We start from the raw sequence: 23,251 nt of genomic DNA on the forward strand, positions 1-23,251 counted from the left end.
TGGTGCCGGCGAAGTTGTAGGTGGTGCCACGGATCACGGTACTGGCGGTGCCGACCGCGGCAGCCGTGGTCGAACCGCTGCCCAACGCGACGCTGCGCGCGACGGAAGCCGACGCGCCGTCGCCCAATGCCACGGCGCCGGCAACGGAGGCCGAACTGGCGTTGCCGAGCGCAACCGCGCCCTGACCGTTGGCGGTGTTGCCGTTGCCCAGAGCCAACGCGCCCTGGCCGGTGGCGTTGTTGAGGTTGCCCTGAGCGAGCGCGCCCTGACCGTTGGCGGTGTTGTCCGCGCCGAGCGCGATCGCGCCGGTGCCGGTGGCGGTGTTGGGATCGCCGATGGCGACCGCGCCGTTGCCGGTGGCGGTCTGACCGCGGCCGATGGCGACCGCGCCGCCGGCGGCGGTGGAGGAATTGGCAGTGGTGTTGCCCGAACCGATCGCCACGTTCTGACCGATCGCGCCCGACACCACGCCATCGCCCTGAGCGATGCCGTAGGCGCCATTGACGTTGGCGCCGCGACCGATGGCAATGCCCGAAGTGCTGGTGGTCGCGTTGACCCGCGCCTGGCTGCCGATCGCGATGGCATCGGCCGCCGCGGCGTTAGTGGAGTTCACGTTCGGGCCGGTATCGCCCGGATTGGTGCCGTTGGCCTCGCCGCCGATGGAGATCGAGCCCGCGCCGGTGGCCCATGAGCCATAGCCGAAGGCGCTACTGCCTACGCCGATCGCTCGGGTCCCGGCACCCAGCGCGGTCGCGTTGCCGCCGCGCGAGAAGGCCTGCGCGCCCAAAGCCAACGCGCCTACCGCCGAGGCTTCGGCTTGGTAACCCATGGCCGAGCCCCAGGACTGGTTTGCGAACGCGCCAAAACCCAGGACCGTGGTGTTCGTGGCCGTGGCCTTGGCTTGGCCACCGACAGCGACGCTACCGGCCGTGCTGGCGGCGGATTGACGCCCGATCGCGATGGCGTCGGCAGCGGTAGCTTGCGCCGCGGAACTCGCACTAAAGGAACCGCCCAGAGCGACGGCTCCGGCCCCGGTTGCGTTGGCGTTTTCGCCGACGGCGATGGATTCCGAACCGACCGCCTTGGACCAAGTGCCTACCGCAGTGGAATATGTTCCGCTAGCAGCGGCCGAATAACCCAGCGCAGTAGCGCTGGTGCTCTCCGCCTTGGCGCTTTGTCCCAGAGCTGTGGAGTGTTGTCCCGATGCTTTGGAATAGCTACCTATGGCAGTCGCGTTCTGCTCGTCGGCGCTGGCGTTACCGCCCACAGCCGTCGCGAACGCGGCCTTGGACTGCGCTCCGTATCCGATCGCGGCCCCATAAGTCGTAACCCCGGTAGGAACGGAACTGAGATGGCCGCACCTGAACGAACCGGCCTGGTTATCGGTGTAGCAATCGATGGCCTGCGCGAACAATGGCGGCGCGGCGCCCAGCAGCGCCAAGAACACCACCGCGGACTCCGCCGCTCCAGCCGCCTTTGAGCGGGATTTCTTCTTACCGCCCTTAGCCAATTCCGAAGCGACTACCCAAGTCCCCAGCCGCTTGCTCCATACCTTGCAGAAAATAAAGTTCATCGGTCGTTCCCTCTCGCCGTGCCGGCGAATCGACAGCAATAGAATGAATATCGATCGGCGACCGATATTCGCCCGCGGTTAAACCGTCCGATTAAGGACAAACCGTGTCGTGTTAGGGGTTGGGTGGGCGCTGCGGGTTAATGGGATCCGCGAAAACACCCGCGTAGATAATCCCGATCAACTCCCTTGCGCGCTGCGACCGAAACGACCGATCGGCGTCCGCCGTGCGGACCGTCCTCCCCTGCTGGAGCCAGATTAGGCAGCCGGTCCGGGGCGGGCATGTAAGGAGATATCAATTTTTTGTTATTTCCTTGCCGGCCGTTTGACGCCCGCAAATCGCTACCGGCCGCACGGCCGCCATTGCGTGACCGCGGAAGGGTCAGGCATATGATTCAATGATTTATGGCACAACTAAGTGCGACCCATCTCACAAAAAAAGGTGATGAAGATCGCCTTTCAACTTGAACTAAGAAAAAAAAGATACGCAGGTTCAAGCATTTCATCCGTCGAGAAGGCCCAATCGGCTATCGCAAGTTCGCTGCCGGGCGGCCGCGCCGGGGTGGCCCCGGCGCCGGTGCGCCACCGCCGCCCTCGGGCCGGCACCGCCCGCGCCCGCCCCCGGCGGCGCGAACGCCCCCCTATCCGATTGAAGGCACCGCCGTGACCGAATCCGAATTCGAAGCCTTTATGGCGTCCCTGCGCGCCCCGGGAACGCCGAATATCTCCCCGAAGCGGGTGATCGACGTTCTGGGCATCCGCGCCAAGGACCTGACCGCCATTTCCAACCCCAATGGAAACGTCATCATCCGCGACCACCAGGGCACGGCGAAAATGCAACGCAGCCTGCGCAATCTGGCCCGGGTATTGTCGGCCGCGCGGGAATACCACCCCACGCCCGAGCAGATGATTTACTGGTTCATGAATTATCCGCTGCCGCAGTTCTATTACCGCACCGGCTTCGAAATGTATGCCGCGGGGCGCTCGGAGGAACTGCTGTCGTTGTTGACGGCGAATCTGCAGGAATCGCGCCGCGCGCACTCGCTCTGATATCGATCCCGAGTCAGCGGCCGATCGCGCCGCCGTATCGCCGCCCCGCGTCCGCCCGGGCGGCGTTCGCCGACGGCAACCAATCCATGCGCGCGCCGCGCATGCCGGTGCGGGCGATCAAGGCTTCGCGCTCATCCGCGCCGCAACCGCGCTCCAACGACTCCGGCCCCAGCAGTTGGTGCAATTGCAGTTCGACCACGACATCGTTCAGTTCGCGTGCGCGCCGATGCAGGCGCGCGCCGAGAACGTTGGCCGCAGCCATGTCGCCGCGCTGGCGCGCAGCGAAAACGGCCAGCAGATCCAAACGGCTGGAAATGATCCACGCGTTGTCCGGAAGCGTCCGACGCGCCTGCGCGGCGATCTTGTCGCCGCCGTCCAGGTCGCCGCGGGCGGCCGCGTTCTCCGCCATCCCGGTGAGCGTCAGGCCCACCAGAAAACCGTAGCCGGCCGAACGCACTTGCGGAAGCACCTCGGCGTACAGCCGTTCGGAACGTGCGATGTCGCCCAAGCGGGTAGCCAGTCTGGCCACTTCGATCGCGTTCAACCAACGGTCGGGCGCCGTCGTCGTCGACGCCGCCGCCGCGGCTTGGTCGAGCAAGACCGTCGAACGCCGCCGGTCGCCGGCCAGCCATTCGATGTGGCTCTCCAGCGACGGCGCATAAAACTGCAAGGCCCATCGTTGCCCTTGCCGGCAGCGCGTCAGCATCTCGCGCGCCTGTTCCAGGCGGCCGAGCGGCAGCAGCAGATCGGCGCGCACACAGGCGATCTGCGCGCTGGCTTCGGACTCGCGCTGCCCGGGCGTCCTCGGCGGCAGCAGACGTTCGGTCGCGGCCATGATCTGCAAGGCTTGCTCGGCATCGCCTTCAATCAGCGCCAGCGCGGCCGTGTTCTGATCCAGAAACACGCGGGTGTTGCCGCGCAGATCCAATGGCCGCTGTCGCCGCGCGATCTCGGCGGCGCGGTCGAGCCGTCCGGCCAGAATCTCGACGTTCAACAAGCGCATGTTCACTTTCCCGATCAAGACCGGGTCGCCCGAGGCCACGGCGATGGCCGCGGCCTGGCGCAAGCGCGAGTAATACGCCGCCGCGTCGCCCGCGACCGAGTAGTGATCGGCATTGGCGATCAGAATGAGCACTTCCAGCCGCCGGTGGCCGCCGGCATTGGCCCGCGCCAACAGCACCGCCAGTTCGGCGTCGACGTCCACGCCCGGCTCGATGGCCATGCGCGCGAGGTAGTCGGCGTACAGCTCGCCGGTCGCGTCGCCGGTTCGGCGATAGAGCGTCGCCGCCTGCTGGAAAGCGGAGGCCGAACGGCGCTCGGGGTTCTGAGAGTGCTCGGCCCTGCCGCGCAACAACCAAGCCTGCGCTTGCTCCGACTCCCATCCGGCGCCCGCATCCCGGGCCAGTTGTTGCGCCTGGATCGCGCTGGCGCGCATGCGCACCGGATCGCCCAGGCCGGCAAAGGCTTGCGCGCGCAATAGGCGTTTGCCGATGCGCGCGCCCAAGCCGTCGCTGCGGCCGTGCGCATCGTCCAGATAGCTCAACGCTCGCTCGTACTGTCCGACCTGGATCAACAGTTCGGCGAGCTTCAGGCGGTAATCGGCTTTGTCGGGATAGCGATCCAGCAAGCCGGAGTAAAAACTCACGGCCCGATCGGTGCCCTCAGCCCGCATCGCCTGCTGCCGGGCGGCCAGCGCAGCGACCGCATCGGCCGGCGCGTCTTGCAGCAGTTGCGCGGCGATGCGCTGATGCTCGATCGCCGCGTTGGCCTGGCTGAGCTGATTCAGCGCGTCGGCCAACTGCAATCGCGCCAGCGCGAATCGCGGCGCCCGCTCGACGATGTCCTTGCCCAGCAGCGAGGCGGTCATCCAATCGCGACGATCCAATGCGCGGGCGAAGCCTTCATAACGTTCGGCGGTGTCCGCACCCACCTCCAGTTTCGGCCACGGCGCCGCCCGCTCCGGCAGCAAGTCCGCGACGATCCGGCCGGAAAGCGAATCCACCAGCGCGGGCATTTCGGCTGGATCGGCGACGCCGCCGAGACGTTCTTCCTTGCCGTCCTTGAGCAGGCGCGCGTGCAACTCCAACTCGTTGGAATCGCCGACGCGCACCGACGACAGAAACACCACGTCGACCGGCGCCGCACCGCGGTCGCTGGCGACATCGCTTTCGCTCAGCAGCGTCACCTCGGGCAGGCTGTCCAGTTTCCACCACAGCCATTGCTGCAACAGTTTGGCCGGCCAGGACGATGAGCCGGCGCCGTCCTGCATCATCACCAACGCCACCGAGCGGCCCGCGGGCTGACGCGTCTGCCGCCACAACACGAGCGCGGCGATGGCCGCGATCAGCAAGGCGCCGATCGTCACCGCCCAGCGCAGTTGCCGGGGGTTCGGCCGCCATGTCGATGCGACGGGGCGATCCGCGGCGAGATTAGATTCGCGCCGCCACGCCGATGGCGCCGGCGCAAGCTCCGAGGCGGCGGCGGATAAAGCGCAGGCACTGGCCTGCTCCGACGGCGTCGGTTCGAGCTCGATCGCCTCGGCGACGGCTTGGCTGGCGTCCACGCCGCTCTCGGCATCGCCCGGCTCCGACTCCGCGGGCGTTCGCTCCAGCCAACCCACCGTACAGGGCGGTTCGAACACGTAACCGGACTTGGCGATGGTGCGGATCCACGACTTTCGCTCCGCGCCGAGCGCCTTGCGCAGCAGCCAGACGTTCTGCGACAGATTGGTGTCTTCGACCACCGTGCCGGGCCACAACCGTTCGAACAGGGCCGCACGCGTATGCAACCGGTGCGGCTCACTCAGGAACAGCAGCATCAGGTCGAACACGCGCTGCGGCAGTTCCACGTTGCGGCCGTCCAATTGCAACCGCCGGAAGCGCAGATCGACGATCACATCGGTCAGTTGCAGGTATTGCGCCTCGGCGGGCCATGGCGTGGTCATCTAGCTTCCATTCTTGCGGCCGCGGCGGCGCTGGCGAATTCGGGATCGTGTGCGAGGGCGCGGTCTCGGCCGGACGCGTGTGCGCCGTGGCCAACAGCGCGGCAATCATGTGGCGCGCACCGCGGCCCCACAAGTACGCACGCCGGGAAAATTTCGCTGAAATTGCGAACGGTTTCGCGCATCCGGATACCGCCGACTTCAACCGACATCAGCGGCAAATACCGCAAAGATCGGTTCAGCGCCGACGACGTCGATATCCGGACGCGGCGTCGGCACGAACGACGGACACAACACGGCCCCGGTAACCGGGGCCGTGTCGCAGGCATAACCCGATCGCTTCGGATCGATCAGAACTGGATGCTCCAGCTGTCGATCTTGCCGATGTCGTTGCGCGCGTTGTCGCGCACGCGCAGCTTCCAGGTTCCGTTCAGCGCCTCGCTCGACAGATTCAAGTTCGTGGCGATGCGCACGTCGTCGGCGCTGTCGTTGACGTTGTAGTTCTTCAGCAGATACACCGAACCGTCCGGAGCGACCAGATCGACCTTCAGATCGCCGCGGTAGCTGTGCTCGATCGCCACCGTCAGCTTGGCGTTGCTCGGCGCCAGCCCGCTGCGGCCGCTCACCGTGATCGGACTGTCCACAGTAACCAGATCGGCAATCGGGAAATCGGCGGCGTTGCTGTAGACCTGCGGCCCGCCGTTGGTGGCCGCGACCGTCACCGGCACGGTCTTGGTGTGGCTGGCGCCGGTGTTGTCGGTGACCGTCAACGCGACCTGATAGGTGCCCGCGGCGGCGTAGGCATGGCTGGGATTGACCGCGGAAGAAACGGCGCTGCCGTCGCCGAAGTTCCAGCTGCGCGAGACGATCGCGCCGTCGGAGTCGGTCGAAGCATCGGCGAAGGTCGCGGTCAGCCCGGCCACCTGCACGGTGAAATCGGCCTTGGGCGCGAGGTTGCCGCCGACGCCGCCACCGATGCGGATGGCTTCCGCCACCGCCGCATTGGCATCGAGCAGGCCCACACCGCAGCCGCCCGGGCAATTCGCCGCGGCGATGGCGCGGCTGGAATCCTTCAGCGCTTGTTCGACCTGCGCCGGCGACAACGGCCGGACGACCGCGGACTGCATCAACGCGACCACGCCGGCCACATGCGGCGCGGCCATCGAGGTGCCGCTCATCGAAGTGAACGTCGCCGCCCCCTGCCGCTGCAGACCGGCGTTGCCGAGCGACCACACGCCTTGCTCATCGTGCTGACGCACGCAGGTGCCGACAGGGCTCTGATTCAGCGCCAGGAACCGATTCTGCGGGCTGCAGTTCTCGCCGCCGGGCGCGGCGATGTCGAGGGTGGCGCCGTAATTGGAGTAGAACGCGCGATCTCCGTTCTGATCGGTGGCGGCCACCGCGACCACGTTGCGGCAATTGGCCGGAGTGAAACGCGAGACGTTGACATTGGAATTGCCCGCGGCCACCACGACGGTGGCGCCGGTGGCCACCGCGCGGTCGATCGCGTCCTGGTAGGTGGCGTCGCAACCGTCCTCGGTCAAACCGCCGAGGCTCAGGTTGATGATCTCGGCAGGATTCGGGTTGTCGGGAACGCCGTCGACATGAATACCAGCCGCCCACAGGATGCCGTCGGCGATGTCCACCGTGGAGCCGCCGCACATGCCCAGAACGCGGACCGGTACTACGCGCGCGCCGCGCGCTACGCCCGCCACGCCCACGCCGTCATTGGTCGCCGCCGCGACGGTGCCGGCCACGTGGGTGCCGTGCCAAGTCGAATTGCGTCCTTGCGCCTGCCCGCATTCGCCCGCCGCGAACCAGTCGCCTTCGTCGTTGGGATCGTTGTCGCGTGCGTTGCCGTCGCGGCCGCGTTGGGCGCTGCTGACGAAATCGTACCCGGGCAGCAGATTGTTGGCGGCGCTCAATTCGACCTGCGGGGTGATGCCGGTATCGACCACCGCGACCACGGTGCCCGCGCCGGACGCCCGGTCCCAGGCGGTGTTCACGCGCGCGCCGTTGGGGCCGAAGTAATGCCATTGCTGCGGGTAACGGGGATCGTTCGGTTCCATCGCATGGGTCCACAAGCGATTGAGCTGGACCGACTCGACGTTCGGATCGGCCGCCAGCTGACGCATCAGCGTTTCGGCGTCGGTCCGGTTCAACGACTGCTCCGCGCGCACCAGATCCGATCCCAGCGGCAGGCGGCGCACATGCTTGATCTGCAACAGCCGGCCGGCGATCTTGGCGCGCAGACTCTGCCGCAGCGCGTCCGCGACCGCGCGGCTGTCGCGGCGCTGCGCCGACCCGCTGCGGTATTTGACGATGAAGCCCTCGTAACCCTGCGGCGCATCCAGGCCATTGAGATCGACCCGGCCGGCGTGGGCGGCGGGCGCCGCCAACGCGGACAACGCCAGCACCGTGGTCGCGGCCAGTACATTCTTGCGCAAGACTGTGTTGGATAGAGCGGACATCTGACACCCCTTCGAAAGTTTGGACATAACGAAGCCCCCGAGGCTCCGCGCTCCGGCTCTGCATGCGGACAATCCGAACGGCCGGTGTCTGCTATCTACGAAAGTCGCTCACCGTCGGCGATGAGCGGGATATCTTTTATTTCTATTTTTTCTATCGGCAGCGGACTTGCGTTCAGTCTCCAGCGCCTACCGCGTCACCCCACGGCGTCGCCATCGGTGCCGATCCGGCTGCTTACGCGCCTGACTGCCTCCAGACAAGCCTGGTGCAGCGCCGCGATCGTGCGTTCTTCCATCGACTCGCTGTGCACGATCAAGGTCACGCAGGTCGCGGGATCGCGGTCGTCGACGAAAGTGGCGTGCAGCACCTTCACTTCTGTCGCTTCGGCCAAGCGATCCGCGGCGAACGCGCCTGCCGCGACGTCCGCATCCGCATTCCGGTTGTAGTCGAACAGTTCCATAAGCCCTCCCATGCAACGAGCATCGTTGGATAGCGCCGTCGTTTCCGAACCAACAACGATTCGACGTAGCGGCGTGAGGAAATCCTATCCAACAAAATGCGACGCAGATCAAAAAATCGCCATGAAATTTGGAAATGAAGTAAACGAATCACACTCGTTGATGCCGGTGATTTCGCTATCGCCGCTCATGCGAAGCAGAACTCGCCGCCATGCCGTGCGATAGTTCTGCAATTGGAGAAGGCGCAAGTGTGACAGGGCTAATTCCGGGTTAAGACAACGACACCCAACCTGCTCGCCTGCACGATTTGCGGACCTCGGCGCAACCGGCCGACCGCTTCTCTATCGACACACATTCCGCCCTCATCGCCGCTGGGCGATGCGAAGATCTGCTCCCGAACCGAACCGAATGGCTCCAACGCGACCCGGCCGACATCGCTATCGCCATCGTCTTCGCGGCAGGATCGTACTGTCCTTCTTCGCGCTGGGCCTATTGCTTACTACCCTGTTCGGTCTGCTCGCGATCTATGCCAGCGCGCGCGTGGAAGATCAGCTCGTAGGACGGGCGCTGACCCGAAATCTGGACAGCTACGCGGCAAAGTTCTATCTCGACCGATCGGAAATAGTCGAACCTCTCGACGAAATCCGCGGGATGGTGGTCGGCCCGAACAAGCGCGCGAACCTGCAACCGGACTGGGCCGAACTGGACAACGGCGTCTACCAGATGCACGGCGAACAAGACGGCCGTCCGTTCGTTTACCGCCTGGCTGTCCGCAAGGATTCCGAATATTGGTTCTTCCTGGCCTACGACCTGACCCGGACCGCGAACAGCCGAAGCAGCCAGCAATGGATCATCGCCGCGCTGGTCGGTGGCTTCAGCTTGCTGTCGCTGCTGGTCGGGCTGTGGTCCGCGTCCAAGGTCATACGGCCGGTGTCGGATCTGGTCAACCGCGTGCATGCGATGGGCCGCACTCACCATGCTTCGCCGCTGGCGCAACACTTCTCCGACGATGAGGTCGGGCGCCTGGCGCACGCGCTCGACGACTACGCGGAACGGCTGACCGAAGTGGTCGAACGCGACAAAGAGTTCAACGCCGATGTCAGCCACGAACTGCGCACGCCGCTGATGGTGATCAAAGGCGCGACCGAACTGCTGCTCGCCCGCACCGATCTGGATCCGTCGCTGCAGAGCCGGCTGCAACGGATTCAACGGGCCGAACAACAATGCTCGGACCTGATCGCCGCGCTGTTGCTGCTGTCGCGTAACGAGCGCAGCGGGGGTTGGACCCACCTGGCGAAGGTCGCCGAGCAACTCATCGACGCGCATCGGCATCAGTTGGCGCGAAAGCCGCTGAGGCTACGGATCGAGGGAAACCGCCAGACCTTCGTTACCGCGCCGGAAGCGACCGTCGCGGTCGCGCTGGGGAATCTGGTGTCCAACGCGATCAAGTACACCCCCGCGGGCGAGGTCGTCATTCGCATCGGCACGGATTACGTCGAAGTCGTCGACTCCGGCCCGGGACTCAGCCAGGACGACGCCGACAATCTGTTCCGCCGCGGCTACCGCGGCACCCACGTCGGCGGATCCCAAGGCGGCGGCATCGGGCTTTCGATCGTGAGCCGGCTGTGCGAGCTCTACGATTGGCGCATCGCCATCGGACCCGGTGCCGAACGCGGGGCCGTTGCGAGATTGAGCTTCTCACCCGAAGCCGCGCCGAGCGATGCCCGCATGTCCCCCCCACGTAGCGATAGGTAGCCTTGCGGCCATAAGCCGCATCGCTTCACTGGAACGCCAAGGTGAGGACCCGCAACGCATCGCGCGACCGCCGATCGCTGAGGTTGCTGTAGAGCATCACGTCCTGCGAGCGGATCGGCGGCAGCGACAGCAGCCCGCCGACGTCGACCGTGCCCGGCGGCGCCGCTCGCCGCGCCAATACCGCCACCGCGAGGCCGCCGACGGCGGCGGCGCCGAGGATCGCGGCGCCCTTGCCGACGAAGACTTCGCGCCACTCGATCCCGGCGCGGTCGAGCGCGCGCACCGCCTCGGCGCGGATCCGGCACGACTCGCCCTGGGTCGCCAGCGGCACCGGCTGACCCGGGCGCGGCTGCCAGCCGGCGGCCGCGAACCAAGCGAAGGATTCGGCGAACACGATCTTGCCGCGCTTGCCGCGATCCTCCGGGCGCAGCACCAGCACCGCATCGAGCTCCCCGCGCTCCTGCGCTCGCATGAGCTCGTTGGTGCCGGCGATGCGCATTTCCACCAGCAGGGCTCGGATCGTGTTCGCGCATCTGCCGCAACAGGAAAGGCAGTTCGCTGCCGATCAGTTGCTGGTTGATGCCGATCGCCAAGCGCCGTTGTTCGGTCTCGAAAGCCGCGGCCGCGCGGTCGTGCGAGGACACCAGCTCGCGCGCCACGCCGAGAAACGCCACGCCCTCGACCGACAGACGCACATGCCGCGGCGTGCGCTCCAGCAGGCGGCGGCCAAGCTGCTCCTCCAGCCGGCGCAGCTTGATGCTGACCGCGGACTGGGTGGTGCCGAGCACATCGGCCGCCCGGGTGAAGCTCTGCAGGTCGGCGGCCAGCAGGAACGCCCTGACCGCATCCACGTCCATCGCCTTCATCGGCTTAGATTCGTTTTTTAAATGACAGATATCCTTGTAAATGCGTTTTGGATATCGATCAAGCGGCCTAGGATGGGTCCGGTCGATCCCAACCCCAAGGACTTACCGCGATGAAACCACTGCTCGGCGTATTCGTCGCAGCGCTCACCGGGCTGGCCGCGCGCGATGCGCAGGTGCCGACGCCCGCGTTCCCGCTGCAAGGCACCTGGACCCTGGTCGCCGCGGACAAACGCCTGCCGAACGGCGAAACCGCGCGGGATTACGGGCAGAACCCGAAAGGCCGGCTGGTCGTCGATGGCCAGGGCCGGTATTCGCTGCAGATCTTCAAGTCCGAACGCCCGCGTTTCGCCGGCGACAACAAGGCCGACGGCAGCGCCGATGAGTTCAAGTCGGCGGTCATGGGCAGCAGCACTCACTATGGTTCGGTGACTATCGACCCGCAGGCCGGGGCGCTGGAGTTCTCGATCGAGGGATCGTCGTTCCCCAACTGGGAAGGCACCACGCAGAAGCGCCAGTACACGTTAGACGGCACCGAATTGCGTTACGAAGTGCCGGCGCGGGCGGATGGGAGCGTCCCGATCTCCGTGTGGCGCAGGCTCGACTGAGCCTTGCCTCATGCGTCCATCATTCACCTTCGAATCCATGCAACCACCATGCCGCATTTCATAGTCGACTGCTCTCAGGAACTGCTTCGGATTCACGACCAAGCATCGATCATCGCCCGCGTGCACCGCGTGGCGAACTCGACCGGTCTGTTCGAAGAATCGGACATCAAGGTCCGCATCAACCCTTTCGAAACCTATGCCGTCGGCGGCGGCCGGGAGGATTTCATCCATACCTTCGCCTGGATCATGCAGGGCCGCAGCGTCGAACAGCGCGCCGCCTTGTCCAGGGCCATCGTCGGCGAGTTGGCCGAGATGTTTCCGTCGCTGCCGCGCATCGCCGTGAATATCGCCGAGTTCGAGCGGGCGACCTACTTCAATCGGGCGATGATGTAACTCTTCGCCGCGCAGGGTCGCAATGGGCCGGAAGCCGCCTGCAGGCCCGGCGGTGGGGGCAATTGGCGCCGGTGGCACCGCGGGAACGCGGTTTGAGCCCTTTCGACCGGCCCGAAGCCGATTCTCACCGGCCGGCCGTCGGATTTTTGCTTGACAGGCCGATTGGTATGGCTTGACCCTTTAGGGCATGAACCTCGATATCGAAAAGCTCAGCCTGGCGGAACTCAACTCGCTTCTGGTCGCCGCGGAGAAGCGCAAACAGTTGATATCCAACCGCAGCTCCATTGCCTCAGTGCGCAAGAAAGTGATCGCGCTCGCCGCCCAGGGCGGCTATACGATCGAAGAACTGTATGGCGACCTGCCCGCCCCTGAGATTGCCGGCAAGAAACGCACCACGCGCCGCAAGTCCAGCAAGGTCGCCCCCAAATACCGCGACCCGGACAACAAGCGCAACACCTGGTCGGGCCGCGGGCGGATGCCGCGGTGGCTGGCGCAGAAGACCAAGCATGGCCGCAGCGTCACCGATTTCCTGATCCCCGGTCTGGCAAGACCCACCGCGCGCAAGAGCGCCGTGATCGGCCGGCGGACCGTGTTCAAACAGAGCTGAAGCCGCGCCGCGGGCTGGCGGAAACAATCAGGCGCCGGGCAGTACCAAACGCACATGACGCACGATAAGACAGCGGCTACCGTTGCCGCGTTCCTTATCTGCGACGGTGATTTCGGTGCGAGGATTGGCGATCCAGCAGGCGATGTACGTTCCCATCGGCGCGATGCTGGCGTTGATCGCGTTCGCTTTCGCCGTCCCCGGATACGATCCGGTTTCCCAGCACCTGAGCGAGCTGGGCTTGATGCCGGGCTTGCCGGCTCATGCGGTCCAGGCCGCGGCGGCGATCAGTGGCGCCGCCATTGTCGTCTTCAGCGTTTCGCTGCTCGCCCAGGGCAAACGTTTCGCGCTCACGGCGCTGACGTCCACGCTGTTTGGAATCAGCATGCTCAGCAACGGCCTGTTCACCACCGGCAGCCCGCTGCATGGGCTTTATGGCGTCGGCATATTTTCCGTGCTGACGCCGCTGTTGTTCCTGGTTGAGCTGGGACCGCAGGCCTCGCCGCTCATGGGCCGGGTCTCGCGCTGGACGTCGCTGCTGGCCATGATCTATCTGTGGGTGATGGTGGCGGGCTTGGACCCGCCCGCTTACCGCGGCCTTAGTCAGCGTATCGCACTGTTGCCCGCATTCGCCTGGTACACCTTTGCTGCGATAGAGCTGCGGCGACAGCGCTTTTGATCCGGCTCACGACTTCGCCTCATAAGCGGCGGCCATGGACGCCAGGACGGAAATCTCCGACTCGGGGCGATCGATGGACGTGTCGGACAATGCCGCGGAGACGATATAGAACTCGGTGTCGCTGCGAATCTTGCCGCGACGCAGAATGGCTCGGAAGACTTTGGACTGGCGCGCAAGCAACCGGCTCAGCGTGAGCGCGCCCGCCTGAGCAAGCGCCTCATCGACGCGGGCGATTCGCTCCGGTCGATAGTCCACGACGCCTTCCAGGATGTCGCCAATGGCTTGTCTTAGGCCGGACAGCGCGCGGGATCGGCCGAATCGTTGCTCGATGGCAGCCAAGGCATTGACTGGATGATGGGGATCATCCGCCGCAAAAAATTCATTGGGGGAGAGCCGGGTCTCCCAAACCTCGAAGAACCGCTTGAGTTCGTTGTACTCAAGCAGTTTTTCGTCGGACATCTGTCTAGGCATGCGCGAGGCCTGATATTCGAGTTGAGGCGAGTCGTGAGGCAGCCAACGACGGACTCATAAACTATCGGAAATCCGCCTCGCCGGTTACGGCGGGATTGATTCTACGCAGAAGCGAAAAAAATCGGCGCCCGCATGAGGCGCCGATAAGGAAGCAGCCAGAGGGCGGGCAAAGCCTTGCCCGCCCTCGCTTTTCGCTATCGATCAGGGCAAGGCATTCAACGTCGCCCGCACCGGCCGCGAGAAGATGAAACCATCGCGCCGGTCCCAATTGATCGACCAGGTCATCACGCCGCGGAAGCTGGGATAGGCCTGCTGCGGCCGGATGGTTCCGCAGTTCTGCAGCCGCGTCAGGCAGTTCAGGGCATTGGCGATCGTGGCCTGCGTCGCTTGTCCGCTGTTGGCCGAAGACGGGCCCGAGGGCAGCCCCAGCGCCACCTGATCCGGCCGCAGGCCGTTGAAGGCGACGCCGGTGCCGTTGTTGGTGCGGAAGCCTTCGATCAGCATCAGGCTGGCGCCGACCAGCATGTCGACGGTTCCCTCGGCCAAGCCGTTCTGGCTGTACGGGGTGTAGAGCGCGCCGTTGTTGTAGTACTGCACGTGGATCAGATCCAGTTCCTGGCGCAGGCCGTCGATGATCGGCAGATAGGCGCCCCAGATCCCGCTGTACGCGGTAAAGCCACCCTGCACATACGGGTGCTCGGGCGCCATCGACAGATAGAACGAGGGGCCGATACGCGTGCTGAGCTGCTTGACCGCCGTGACCAGATTGGTCTGCACCGCCGCGCCGTGGTAGACGCCTGCGCCGCTTTCCAGATCGATGTCGACGCCGTCGAAACCGTAGTAGCGGATCAGGTCTTCCATGCTGTTGACGAAGTTGGCGACCTGGGTCGAATTGTTGAGCGTCACCGTGCCGTTCTGGCCGCCCAGCGACAGCACCACCTTCTTGCCCTTCGCGCGCGCGGCGGCCACGTCGGCCTTGAACTGCGCTTCGGTTCCGGCGCCCGAATCGACCGTGAAGCTGACCGCGCCGTTGCCCGCGTCGTCGCCGAAGGCGACCACGATGACGTCGTAGTCGTTGGAGATCTGGCTGATCGGAATGGTCGGGCCGGAGGGATTGGTGAAGTTGTGCCAGTAACCCACCAGCGCATGCCGCGGCAGGTTGTTGTCGCCGCCGCCGGCGCCGGTGGTCGCGCTGATCTGCGCGCCCTGCGCCGAAGCGTTGCCGGCGTTGTCGCGGGCGCGCACTCGGTAGTTGTAGGTCGTGGACGCGGCCAGGCCGGTGTCGCTGAAGGAAGTGCCGGTGGGCGAACCGACCAGCGAGCCGTTGCGGTAGACGTCGTAACCGGCGACGCCGCTGCCGCCCGCGTTGTCGGTGGAAGCGTTCCAGCTCAGGTTGACGCTGGAGGAGGTCACCGACGCCGCGGCCAATCCGGCCGGCACGCTGGGTGCGGTGGTGTCGGTGGGGCCGGCATTGACGGTGATGTTGGCCGCCGCGGAGGTGGTGGTGGCGCCCTCGTTGTCGGTGGCGACGGCGGTGATCGCGTAACTGCCCGCGGCCGCATTGGTCCAGCTCGCGCTGTAGGGCGAGGTGGTATCGATACCCAGCGAGGTGCCGCCACGGAAGAACTGCACTTGCGACACCGAGCCGTTGGCATCGGCCGCATTCGCGGTAACGGCAATGGTGGCGCCCGCGGTGAAGCTCGCGCCGTTCGCCGGCGCGATCAAGCTAACCGTCGGCGGCGTATTGCCGCCGGCGCTGCAGGCGCCCAGATCCTGGTAGTAACCGCAGCTGGGACAGTGCGTGGGCGGCGTGTTCCAGATCGAGGTAGTCGCCTGGTACAACCGCCCCTGATAAACCAGCTTGCTGCCGGCGTTGTAGATGGTGGACGCGTTCCAGTCGGCGATGCCCGCGCAGCTGACGCTCTGCGCGTGCGCGGGCGACAGCCCGGCCGCCAGCAAAAAGCCGGACAGCACGATTCCTGTCAGTCTGATGCTCATTAGATGTGTTCTCCAGGTGCCTGGTGAATAGGGAAGGAGGCGGGCGCGAATGCGCCGACCTGTTCGAACCACGCGCGGCAGAACTGCTGCGTCGCGGCTGCTTCCCCCCCAGAGAACAATGACTGCGATTGCGCGGCCGATTGCCGATCCGCGCGGTGCGCTGCATGCGTGTGCGGCGCTATTGGGCGTTGCCGACTGTGGTGGGCGGCGGGGCGCGTGTCAAGTTGTCGGTTTTCGATTAATGCGGTGGGCGTCACGTCGTGGAATAGGCGGCGACGTGCGGGTGCGCCTGCAATCGTGTTGCGCATTGGATACACAGGGCGAGAGTGGACTGTTCCTCAGCTCACTCTGATTTGGGCTTCCACCTGCTTCCGGCAGCCTGTTGCGATTTCGCACAGCCGCGCGTTGTCGCCTGGCCAATGAAACAACCCACCTCTCGCAGCCCGCCAGGCCGGATATCTGCGCGCGAGCTCGAGATGCTGCCGCTGATTGCTTACCGCTAAGAGTGAGCGGCATGGTACTGCAACTGTTTGGCCAGATAGTCGGAAAAGCTGCTGGCTGCCGGCCTTGGCGCCCGCCACTTTTCCACGTACACGTAGGTCGGCCGATCGCCGCCCGCGCCGAGTCAGCACTGCGGGCCGCTGAAATAACGATCATCGAGGAGTCGCCGACGCCCGTGCGTCTTGTCGCGGTGCGTGGCCGCTCGCACCTGCCCATCTACTGTGGGGCCGGCAAGGGGCAAGAAGCGTGGCGGAGTCAGAGCATGGCCCGGAAGCGCGAACGCCTCCGGGCCCATGCACCGCCTAATAGGTCAGATACTCCAGACGTTTCGCACTCAACTGCGCGGAGGATTCGTTGCGCAAGTCGGCACTGAAGCCTTGCCCGGTGAGGGTGCCCTGGTTGATCAGGAAGCTGAAGATGCTCGGGCCCTGGCCGTTTTTGTCTCTGGGGTATTGCGCGTTGCCGTGGCACCCCATGCATCCGCCCATCACCAGTTTGTCGGTATTCGGAGGCAAGCTCTTCACGCCCAGGATGCTCGGCAACCCGCGCTTGGCGAGCAGGGTGAACTGCTGCTTGTCGGGATCGGGATCCTTGACGCCGCCCTTGAACAACTGGATGCCGGGCTGGCTGCTCTCGATCACGATATTCGCCAGGTAGAAGTCCTGGGTCAGCGGATCGGGCTTGGCCGGCGTGACGGAGCTGTCCTCGCTTGTCGGCAACACCTGCAGCCCGACCAGACGGTAATACCGCCACACCGAATCCTTGAACGCGGGCGAGCCGGCCATGGCTTGCTGGACTTCGTTGTTGACGTCATAGACGGCGCTGGTCGCTACCGGCGGATTCTGGACCTTGATCGGCCCCGAAAACCCATTCGGCACGGTGTACTTGCCGGGGATGACATCGTAGCCGTGAGCGCTGTCGATCGGGCCCGCCAATGGCAGCTGGACCAGAGTCCGGTTGGATCCGGAATTGAGGATCGCCGACGGCCGCGTCGCGGGCGGTACCGATGCGTCGTATTGCATCTGGTTATAGAGATTGACCAAATACAGCCCGGTCTCTTTGTTGTCCGGCGTGGTCAGGCTGTCCACCTGTTCGAAGGTGGTGTAAACGAAGGTCGGGTAGTTTTCCATCTTGCGCAGGATGTGCAGGCCGACCAGACCGAAGGTGGCCACCCGCACCTGGGCCTGACCGTTCTGCTGGTAGTAGTACAGCGCTTCGGCCGTGTGATAGCGGCCGGACGCGATCAACTCGGGCGTCATTTCCCGCCATGCCGACTTGACCTCCACCGATTCGCCCTGGTTCGTCGCGTTGGGCGGCAATTCCAGCGAGGCTGGCGGATTGCTGGCGTTGTAGATGGATTTTATGTAGTCGTATTCGACCGGGCTCACCTTGGCCTGGAACAGGATGATGTGATCGTCCTGGGGATTGGCCGACGGCGTGCTGCCGGTCTTCGGGAAGAAGATCTGGTTCTGGCCGATCTGGGTGTTTTCGTCGAGATTGTTGAAGCGCGCATCGGTCGAGGCGACCTTGATGTTCTGGAAGTTGTACTGAGGATCCAAGTTAGCCAGGTTCCCTGCCGGGGCCGATCCCGCGGGGAACAGCTCGGAGCGGTGCGCGAAGGTTTCCCAGACCAGCTGATTGCTGCTGAAGTTGGAATTCGCGCCTGTGCCGCTCTGATAGAAGTTGCTGGCGCCGGATGCGGCGAAGTTGCGGTTCGGATCGATGCTACCGCGCACCACCGGAGACTTGCCCGCGACATCCACGCCGTTCTTCTGCGCGGGCGAATTGAAGTGAATGAACTGCCGCCAGGCGAAGCGCGCGTACTCCGCGTGGGTGATGTTGGGATTGTAAGGGTCGTAGTTGTACGCCGGCGGCGCGGCGGGCAGCAACGCCGGAGTCGCGGTCAGATCGGCCGCGGTGATGGGCGCGCCGCCCGGAAACGGCGTCGTCTGATCCTTTACCTGATCCTTGGACACCGCTGAAGCTTCTACAGCCGGTTCGGTTTTCGTGCACGATGCCGACATCGCCAGCACACTGGCGAGTGCGCCGAACATAATGATCCTGGTCTTCATTGCCGCACTCCGTCATTGTTTCGCCGCGCGGCGAATCCACGCGATCCATCGCGGCAGCCATGGGAATACAAGAGTCGTCGTACCGCCCCCACTGCGCTCGGCAATGGGGGCGCAGGCGATCAGCCGACGTACGCGTACCACTGGATGACGAAGCTGGTGTCGTTGTAATCCATATCGCCACCGTCTTCGGTCACGTACAAGGTGCCGCCGCCGAATACTTTGTTGTTGATGAAGAACTGGACCGGATTGCCGGCCGAGACCAGCGGAACGTTCGGTCCGCTGCTGCCGAACTGGACCTGCATCCCGTCGGCCATGGTGAATCTGCCGGCGCCGTTCTGGAGGAAACCGACATCGACGCCGCTGCCCGAAATCGGGAAGCTCGCCTGACTGCCGTCCAGACAAGTGAAACTGATGGGCTGACCGTTGGCGTCGACGATCTGGACGTATTGCGTGTATGCGGCCTGATGCATCGCCGTGAACGTAACGAGCTTGCCGGTGGGTATGTAGGCCAGCGATTGCGGAGCCGACCATTGGATGCCTGCCACGATGGAATCTCCTTGGTATCAATTGGCTTCCAGGACTGGATGAGGCGCCGCCGTTGCTTTCACCGACTGCCATGCCGCCGGCTCCGTGGAGCCGGCACGGCATGGGGCGTGCTGATCGAAACAGTCGGGTTCAAGCATTTGCGTCTTTGCGCATCGCTAGCTACTACGCTTTTAAGCGAGAGCTGCGGCCAAAGTTTTTGATCGATGCTTGATTCATCTCACAGAATTCGGCTTCTGTTTCGCGCCGATGCGGTTTCGCCAATGAAAGCATCGGCTACCGACAAGTGTGAGGTTGCGTGAGTGAGGTAATCGAATCGATGCCGATACTTCGGAAAAGTCGATGGGTGGAGCCAACGGCTGGCGCGCCTCTGGCTCTACGCGCCAACCGCTCGGACCAGGATCACGAGCAGCAAACCGGCGATAACGAGTGAGACACGACGCGTCGGCAAGTTCGACTGAGTTAGCGCTCTGCAGAACCGCGGAGGCCGTTGGCGCCGCGTCGGCGAGCCGACGCGGACAGCCTCGATCCTCGACGCGCAAGCAACTACGCAGGACATGCGCGGGGGACAGTGCGCCGAACAGGCAGCGCCGGCTTTAGTTCGCGCCCGCAGCCGAAGACGCAGCGGCCTTTCCGATCCAGGCTTCCGCGTCGACGACACGCTGCGGAGCCTGCTCGCGGGCGACCCGGTCGAGCATCGCGCGATTGCTGTAGCTACCGACGACCATCACGCGCTTGCCCGGGTGGTCGCGCAGGGCCTTTCGCACCTGGCTGGCCATGTGACCATCCCAGCGGGCCTGCGCAGCCACGAAATCCGGGCCGGCCAGCGCGAACTGGGCCGACCGCAAGCCATCGGCGACCGCCGCGGTCTTTTCGTCCTGGACCTGTCCCGGCTGCTGCCAATAGGCCAGAAGCGCTTCGTCGGTCGCCTCGTCCAGACGAGTCAGGGCGGCGGCTCCGTCCGGGTTGCGTTGTTTGAGCGCTGCGAACGCCGCCCCCGACTGGCCGGCAATCTCTTTAAAAAGATCGCCGCCGGGTTCCATGGCGACGGCATTAACTCGCATCTGGGCGAGCAGCGGCCAGATCACCGCCGGATATTCCGGCCGCCCGGGGGTCGGCTTTTTCTCCGCCAGTTCGTCGGGGCGGACCTCCAGGACCAGGACGTCCGGGCGGAAATCGACGATCGCCGAGCGCAGACGTTCATAGCCGAAGGCCGGCTCGCGATCGTGCAGACCGTGCAGCGCGCCTACGACCACGACCCGATCGTTGGCGTCGAACGCCTTGATCGAGCCGACCGCCAGCAACAGGGTGGGCAGAGCGAATAGCAAGGCAGAGTACATATTGCGCACGGCAGAGCACCTCGTTCCAGGACCTGGAGGCACGCTAAGCCCGGGCCGACCGCAGCGGCCAGCGCAATTCTGCGAGCGGGACCGCCGGGTCGGCGAGCGGGCTCAGCGGGCGACGAAGCTCGCGAGGTTGTCCCGGTAGCGCCGGCTCAGGCGCAGGGTGTGGCCGCCCTGCAGGACCACGTTGGCGTCGCCCCGACCCAGGTTGCGGATCTCGCAGATCCGATCCAGGCGCACGATCGCGCCGCGATGGATGCGGGCGAAGCCGGCCGGGAGCTCATCGGTCAGGGCGGCGAGCGAGCGGTCCATCAGCAGGCTGCGGCCGCCGGCGTGCACCTCGGCGTAGTCGCCGGCGGCGGCGATCCAGTCGATCTCCTGAAAGCGGACCAAGCGCGAGCCGGCGCCCACGCGAATCCACAGCCCCTCGCTTTCGGGCCGTTCAGGCGCCGCCGCGGCAACGCCGGGACGCTGGCGCAGGTGGCGACGGATCAGCACGGCGATTATCAAGGCGATATAGGCGAAGGCGGCCTTGTCGAAGTTGGCCAATACCACCGGCAATACCATCGCCGACGGGTTCGCCAGCCCCGTCCCGTAAACCGGCCAGAAAACCAAGACGAACAAGGCGACGTGCAGTGCGGTGGCGAACAAGTACCCGAGCACGGCGACGGCCGCCTGCTGGCCCTTGTTCAAGCCGCTTGCGAACAAGCGCTCGGCCGCAGCCATTATCGCCGGCGCCAGAACCGCCCACACCGAGAATATCGCCGCGGTATAGGCCAGCGTGCCCCACCAATCCTGAGGACGGCCACGGTAAGCGGCGAAGGCCTGCCCCTGGGCTGCGCTGATCAAGCTCGCCAACGCCCACGCCGCCACGCCCAGCAGCAGCCCGCGCGCGCCGGGCGCAGACAGGCGCAACTCGATCCGGGTTCGAATCTTCTCCCAGGTCGTCGTCATCGAAGTTCGATTCTCTCGGGGAACTCGGAACGGGAGTCTGCTGGGTTTTGCTGCGGTTGTAACCTGCCGTTGGTTGGCGGGGCGGATGCGAGGGGTGCGCGCCAATGAGGGTTAGTGGAGCCGCAGGAACCGGGTTGAAACCCTCTTGACAGGCTCATCTGTTCACATAGATGCAGAATTTAACGTCCTCACTGGCATGGAGCACGAACGAGGGCTCGTCCTCGAAGCTCGGGGCAACAAGCAGTTCTCTCAGATCGCCGCTATCGATGGCCTGCTTTAGAAAACGGATCAGGTTGTGCTTTCGAGTCCGTGCCAGCGCACCCTTGAAATGAAGCGATTTCCCCTTGGCGACCACGTGCTTGTGCGCAATCACGTAGACCGCCTCAGGAATCGCCGCTTCGAGGTCGTCGACCGACTCCGTCATCCATTGAAGCTGGCCGCCGCTGACTGTGTCGAGCATCTTGAAGAACAGCGTGCTTTTGGCTTCATCGCTCGTTTCGTCGATCTGTTTTTCGAGAGCAGCCAGTCGATATTCGTTCTTCATGCTAGTTCGGGACGTCATAGAACATATGACCACCCGCTCCCTGGTTGTACCGCTTGATATGGAATGAGGCGCCGAAACCGCCTTCCGGCGGCATGTGCTGCTCCTGGCCGGGCACCCCCTCTTGACGGGCGCTTGGGGGCCAATGAGGGCATTGTTCGCACGGGTCGTTGGCACGCGCAGCAGGCGTTGTGAACTGCCCCGGCGACCTCTGCAGAAGGCGCAGACGCAATGAAGTCGCGAGAATTGAACGTGTCTATTCAGAAGAATGACGCTGCCAGACGCCTGCTTTTCAGCTATTGAACTCTTCGTCCGGTAGTGCGTCAGGCGTTGAGCGTCCATCTTTGAGGACCCATACCTCGTCTGGGCTGGAAGAATTATCGATCCATTTTTTCCAATGGTGAATCAACCATTGCGGCGAAATCCCCACCGCGCCTTCCGCCATGGCTTCGGCTGGCAACACGATAAGCACAAGCCCGGCTTCGTATCCGCAGTCCCGAACGAGCCCCAGACCAGAGGCTTCCCACGTCTGAAACAACATGTATTCGACGATTTCATCCTCTGGAACCAAGCGCCTGAATCGAAACAGACATCCTCGGAACAGCGGATCCGCGTTGGATATCGAAGACAATTTCTTCCAGTTCATTTGAAACCCCTGACAGCCATGCGCCTGTTGGGCAGCATACGGACATCGCGCAGTCGCGGGTCCCAACTGGCCCATGCTGGCCCACACCACTCGTAGCGGCCCCAGATCGCGGGGGCCAATGAGGGTCGATGAGGGCGATTGGGGGTTGGTGGCCCACCAGCAATCGAATTGCGCCGACAGGTTATTGACTGAACCGCATTCTAAAGCCGACGCACCTTCTGCCAGGCTCACAATTTGACTCACTTTTTGACTGGCTGTGGCGGAACAACATCGGCCTACCTTGTGCTACGCGACGCCCCAATGATGTCGTGCACTACACGCCTGGATCAGGGGCGCCCCGTGCAACTTGGCAAGTCGTCCGACCCAACTTACCGCTCGAGGGTGCAGGCCCGCAGAGGCGTTGCGGGAGGCCGGGAGGAAGTCACTCGTCGCTCCGACGCCGGTAATCCATCCTGATGCGCGGCCCTCCCTGGGCGCCCCCTCGCTTGTCAGTCGTCAATCCGATACATTGCGGTCTTTGCGACTGGAGCCGACTCCAAGCCGCTCAACCCTACGCTTCCGGACTGCTGCGATGACTGTTGAACCTTGGTTGTCCGTGGACCAGATTGCCGCCCATCTGGGCGTTGCCCGGGATTCGATCTACCGCTGGATCGACCGAAAGCACTTGCCGGCGCACCGCGTCGGTCGACTCTGGAAGTTCCAGGTTTCCGAGGTGGACGAATGGGTGCGGGCGGGTGGAGCGGATGAAGCCACCGCGACAGATAAACGAAAAGAGTAGGGGCTAACACGACC

The 23,251-nt window shown here is 64.7% G+C and carries 19 protein-coding genes and 3 pseudogenes; 7 read left to right on the plus strand and 15 right to left on the minus strand.

Features of this window, described 5'->3' with window-relative positions; translation table 11 throughout:
* Together V7787_RS38580 and V7787_RS53215 are read right to left on the minus strand one after the other, a co-directional pair.
* A pseudogene (locus tag V7787_RS38580) lies at positions 1 to 829 on the minus strand (hemagglutinin); the annotation flags it as partial.
* 33 nt (positions 830 to 862) lie between these two features.
* Positions 863 to 1,573 (minus strand): annotated as a pseudogene (locus V7787_RS53215) (ESPR-type extended signal peptide-containing protein); the annotation flags it as partial.
* 660 nt (positions 1,574 to 2,233) lie between these two features.
* Between V7787_RS53215 and V7787_RS38585 the strand changes: the two are divergent.
* Positions 2,234 to 2,620 (plus strand): hypothetical protein, encoded by a 387-nt coding sequence (locus V7787_RS38585; protein WP_336092829.1) that lies wholly within the window; start codon positions 2,234 to 2,236, stop codon positions 2,618 to 2,620.
* A 13-nt stretch (positions 2,621 to 2,633) separates the two neighbouring features.
* On the opposite strand, the gene V7787_RS38590 is transcribed toward V7787_RS38585, so the two are convergent.
* The 3 genes from V7787_RS38590 to V7787_RS38600 form a co-directional block, all read right to left on the minus strand.
* Positions 2,634 to 5,564: a winged helix-turn-helix domain-containing protein gene (locus V7787_RS38590; protein WP_336092830.1), complete on the minus strand. Its 2,931-nt coding sequence runs from the start codon at positions 5,562 to 5,564 to the stop codon at positions 2,634 to 2,636.
* A gap of 347 nt (positions 5,565 to 5,911) precedes the next feature.
* Positions 5,912 to 8,032, minus strand: coding sequence for a S8 family serine peptidase (locus V7787_RS38595; RefSeq protein ID WP_336092831.1), 2,121 nt, complete (start codon positions 8,030 to 8,032; stop codon positions 5,912 to 5,914).
* Positions 8,033 to 8,226: 194 nt separating this feature from the next.
* Positions 8,227 to 8,490, minus strand: a complete 264-nt coding sequence (locus V7787_RS38600) for a hypothetical protein (protein WP_336092832.1) — start codon at positions 8,488 to 8,490, stop codon at positions 8,227 to 8,229.
* Between the two features lie 376 nt (positions 8,491 to 8,866).
* Here V7787_RS38600 and V7787_RS38605 point away from each other — a divergent pair, with 376 nt between their 5' ends.
* Entirely contained in the window at positions 8,867 to 10,243 is a 1,377-nt protein-coding gene (locus tag V7787_RS38605; RefSeq protein ID WP_336092833.1) for a sensor histidine kinase, read from the plus strand.
* 25 nt (positions 10,244 to 10,268) lie between these two features.
* Here V7787_RS38605 and V7787_RS38610 read toward each other — a convergent pair whose 3' ends face one another.
* Positions 10,269 to 10,742: a LysR substrate-binding domain-containing protein gene (locus tag V7787_RS38610; protein ID WP_336092867.1), complete on the minus strand. Its 474-nt coding sequence runs from the start codon at positions 10,740 to 10,742 to the stop codon at positions 10,269 to 10,271.
* Positions 10,743 to 10,977: 235 nt separating this feature from the next.
* Positions 10,978 to 11,109: pseudogene (locus tag V7787_RS38615) on the minus strand (LysR family transcriptional regulator); the annotation flags it as partial.
* A 110-nt stretch (positions 11,110 to 11,219) separates the two neighbouring features.
* Here V7787_RS38615 and V7787_RS38620 point away from each other — a divergent pair.
* The 4 genes from V7787_RS38620 to V7787_RS38635 all read left to right on the plus strand — a co-directional run bounded on the left by V7787_RS38620 (position 11,220) and on the right by V7787_RS38635 (position 13,390).
* Positions 11,220 to 11,714 (plus strand): lipocalin-like domain-containing protein, encoded by a 495-nt coding sequence (locus V7787_RS38620; RefSeq protein ID WP_336092834.1) that lies wholly within the window; start codon positions 11,220 to 11,222, stop codon positions 11,712 to 11,714.
* A gap of 48 nt (positions 11,715 to 11,762) precedes the next feature.
* A complete protein-coding gene (locus V7787_RS38625) occupies positions 11,763 to 12,107 on the plus strand; it encodes a 5-carboxymethyl-2-hydroxymuconate Delta-isomerase (RefSeq protein ID WP_336092835.1) in 345 nt (114 codons plus the stop codon).
* A gap of 187 nt (positions 12,108 to 12,294) precedes the next feature.
* The gene (locus V7787_RS38630) at positions 12,295 to 12,714 is read left to right on the plus strand and encodes an H-NS histone family protein (RefSeq protein ID WP_336092836.1); all 420 of its coding nucleotides are present in this window, start codon (positions 12,295 to 12,297) and stop codon (positions 12,712 to 12,714) included.
* A gap of 124 nt (positions 12,715 to 12,838) precedes the next feature.
* Positions 12,839 to 13,390, plus strand: a complete 552-nt coding sequence (locus V7787_RS38635) for a DUF998 domain-containing protein (protein ID WP_336092837.1) — start codon at positions 12,839 to 12,841, stop codon at positions 13,388 to 13,390.
* Positions 13,391 to 13,396: 6 nt separating this feature from the next.
* Here V7787_RS38635 and V7787_RS38640 read toward each other — a convergent pair whose 3' ends face one another.
* The 8 genes from V7787_RS38640 to imm45 form a co-directional block, all read right to left on the minus strand.
* Positions 13,397 to 13,849: a hypothetical protein gene (locus V7787_RS38640; RefSeq protein ID WP_336092838.1), complete on the minus strand. Its 453-nt coding sequence runs from the start codon at positions 13,847 to 13,849 to the stop codon at positions 13,397 to 13,399.
* A gap of 213 nt (positions 13,850 to 14,062) precedes the next feature.
* The gene (locus V7787_RS38645) at positions 14,063 to 15,859 is read right to left on the minus strand and encodes an Ig-like domain-containing protein (RefSeq protein WP_336092839.1); all 1,797 of its coding nucleotides are present in this window, start codon (positions 15,857 to 15,859) and stop codon (positions 14,063 to 14,065) included.
* 803 nt (positions 15,860 to 16,662) lie between these two features.
* Entirely contained in the window at positions 16,663 to 18,432 is a 1,770-nt protein-coding gene (locus V7787_RS38650; protein WP_336092840.1) for an exo-alpha-sialidase, read from the minus strand.
* 119 nt (positions 18,433 to 18,551) lie between these two features.
* Positions 18,552 to 18,977: a hypothetical protein gene (locus V7787_RS38655; protein ID WP_336092841.1), complete on the minus strand. Its 426-nt coding sequence runs from the start codon at positions 18,975 to 18,977 to the stop codon at positions 18,552 to 18,554.
* Between the two features lie 594 nt (positions 18,978 to 19,571).
* Entirely contained in the window at positions 19,572 to 20,324 is a 753-nt protein-coding gene (locus V7787_RS38660; protein ID WP_336092842.1) for a hypothetical protein, read from the minus strand.
* Positions 20,325 to 20,426: 102 nt separating this feature from the next.
* The gene (locus V7787_RS38665; RefSeq protein ID WP_336092843.1) at positions 20,427 to 21,272 is read right to left on the minus strand and encodes a LytR/AlgR family response regulator transcription factor; all 846 of its coding nucleotides are present in this window, start codon (positions 21,270 to 21,272) and stop codon (positions 20,427 to 20,429) included.
* A gap of 154 nt (positions 21,273 to 21,426) precedes the next feature.
* Entirely contained in the window at positions 21,427 to 21,816 is a 390-nt protein-coding gene (locus tag V7787_RS38670; RefSeq protein WP_336092844.1) for a hypothetical protein, read from the minus strand.
* Positions 21,817 to 22,105: 289 nt separating this feature from the next.
* The gene (gene imm45 / locus V7787_RS38675) at positions 22,106 to 22,459 is read right to left on the minus strand and encodes an Imm45 family immunity protein (protein WP_336092845.1); all 354 of its coding nucleotides are present in this window, start codon (positions 22,457 to 22,459) and stop codon (positions 22,106 to 22,108) included.
* 571 nt (positions 22,460 to 23,030) lie between these two features.
* Between imm45 and V7787_RS38680 the strand changes: the two genes are divergently transcribed.
* A complete protein-coding gene (locus V7787_RS38680) occupies positions 23,031 to 23,237 on the plus strand; it encodes a helix-turn-helix domain-containing protein (RefSeq protein ID WP_336092846.1) in 207 nt (68 codons plus the stop codon).
* The last annotated feature ends 14 nt before the right edge of the window (positions 23,238 to 23,251 follow it).

This window comes from Pseudomonas sp. CGJS7, assembly GCF_036961695.1.

Bases quoted from the DNA above. Each gene is read 5' to 3' on its own strand.
- V7787_RS38590 (WP_336092830.1), bottom strand. From the start codon at position 5,564: ATGACCACGCCATGGCCCGCCGAGGCGCAATACCTGCAACTGACCGAT.
- V7787_RS38595 (WP_336092831.1), bottom strand. From the start codon at position 8,032: ATGTCCGCTCTATCCAACACAGTCTTGCGCAAGAATGTACTGGCCGCG.
- V7787_RS38600 (WP_336092832.1), bottom strand. From the start codon at position 8,490: ATGGAACTGTTCGACTACAACCGGAATGCGGATGCGGACGTCGCGGCA.
- V7787_RS38605 (WP_336092833.1), top strand. From the start codon at position 8,867: ATGCGAAGATCTGCTCCCGAACCGAACCGAATGGCTCCAACGCGACCC.
- V7787_RS38610 (WP_336092867.1), bottom strand. From the start codon at position 10,742: ATGCGCATCGCCGGCACCAACGAGCTCATGCGAGCGCAGGAGCGCGGG.
- V7787_RS38620 (WP_336092834.1), top strand. From the start codon at position 11,220: ATGAAACCACTGCTCGGCGTATTCGTCGCAGCGCTCACCGGGCTGGCC.
- V7787_RS38625 (WP_336092835.1), top strand. From the start codon at position 11,763: ATGCCGCATTTCATAGTCGACTGCTCTCAGGAACTGCTTCGGATTCAC.
- V7787_RS38630 (WP_336092836.1), top strand. From the start codon at position 12,295: ATGAACCTCGATATCGAAAAGCTCAGCCTGGCGGAACTCAACTCGCTT.
- V7787_RS38640 (WP_336092838.1), bottom strand. From the start codon at position 13,849: ATGTCCGACGAAAAACTGCTTGAGTACAACGAACTCAAGCGGTTCTTC.
- V7787_RS38645 (WP_336092839.1), bottom strand. From the start codon at position 15,859: ATGAGCATCAGACTGACAGGAATCGTGCTGTCCGGCTTTTTGCTGGCG.
- V7787_RS38650 (WP_336092840.1), bottom strand. From the start codon at position 18,432: ATGAAGACCAGGATCATTATGTTCGGCGCACTCGCCAGTGTGCTGGCG.
- V7787_RS38665 (WP_336092843.1), bottom strand. From the start codon at position 21,272: ATGACGACGACCTGGGAGAAGATTCGAACCCGGATCGAGTTGCGCCTG.
- V7787_RS38670 (WP_336092844.1), bottom strand. From the start codon at position 21,816: ATGAAGAACGAATATCGACTGGCTGCTCTCGAAAAACAGATCGACGAA.
- imm45 (WP_336092845.1), bottom strand. From the start codon at position 22,459: ATGAACTGGAAGAAATTGTCTTCGATATCCAACGCGGATCCGCTGTTC.
- V7787_RS38680 (WP_336092846.1), top strand. From the start codon at position 23,031: ATGACTGTTGAACCTTGGTTGTCCGTGGACCAGATTGCCGCCCATCTG.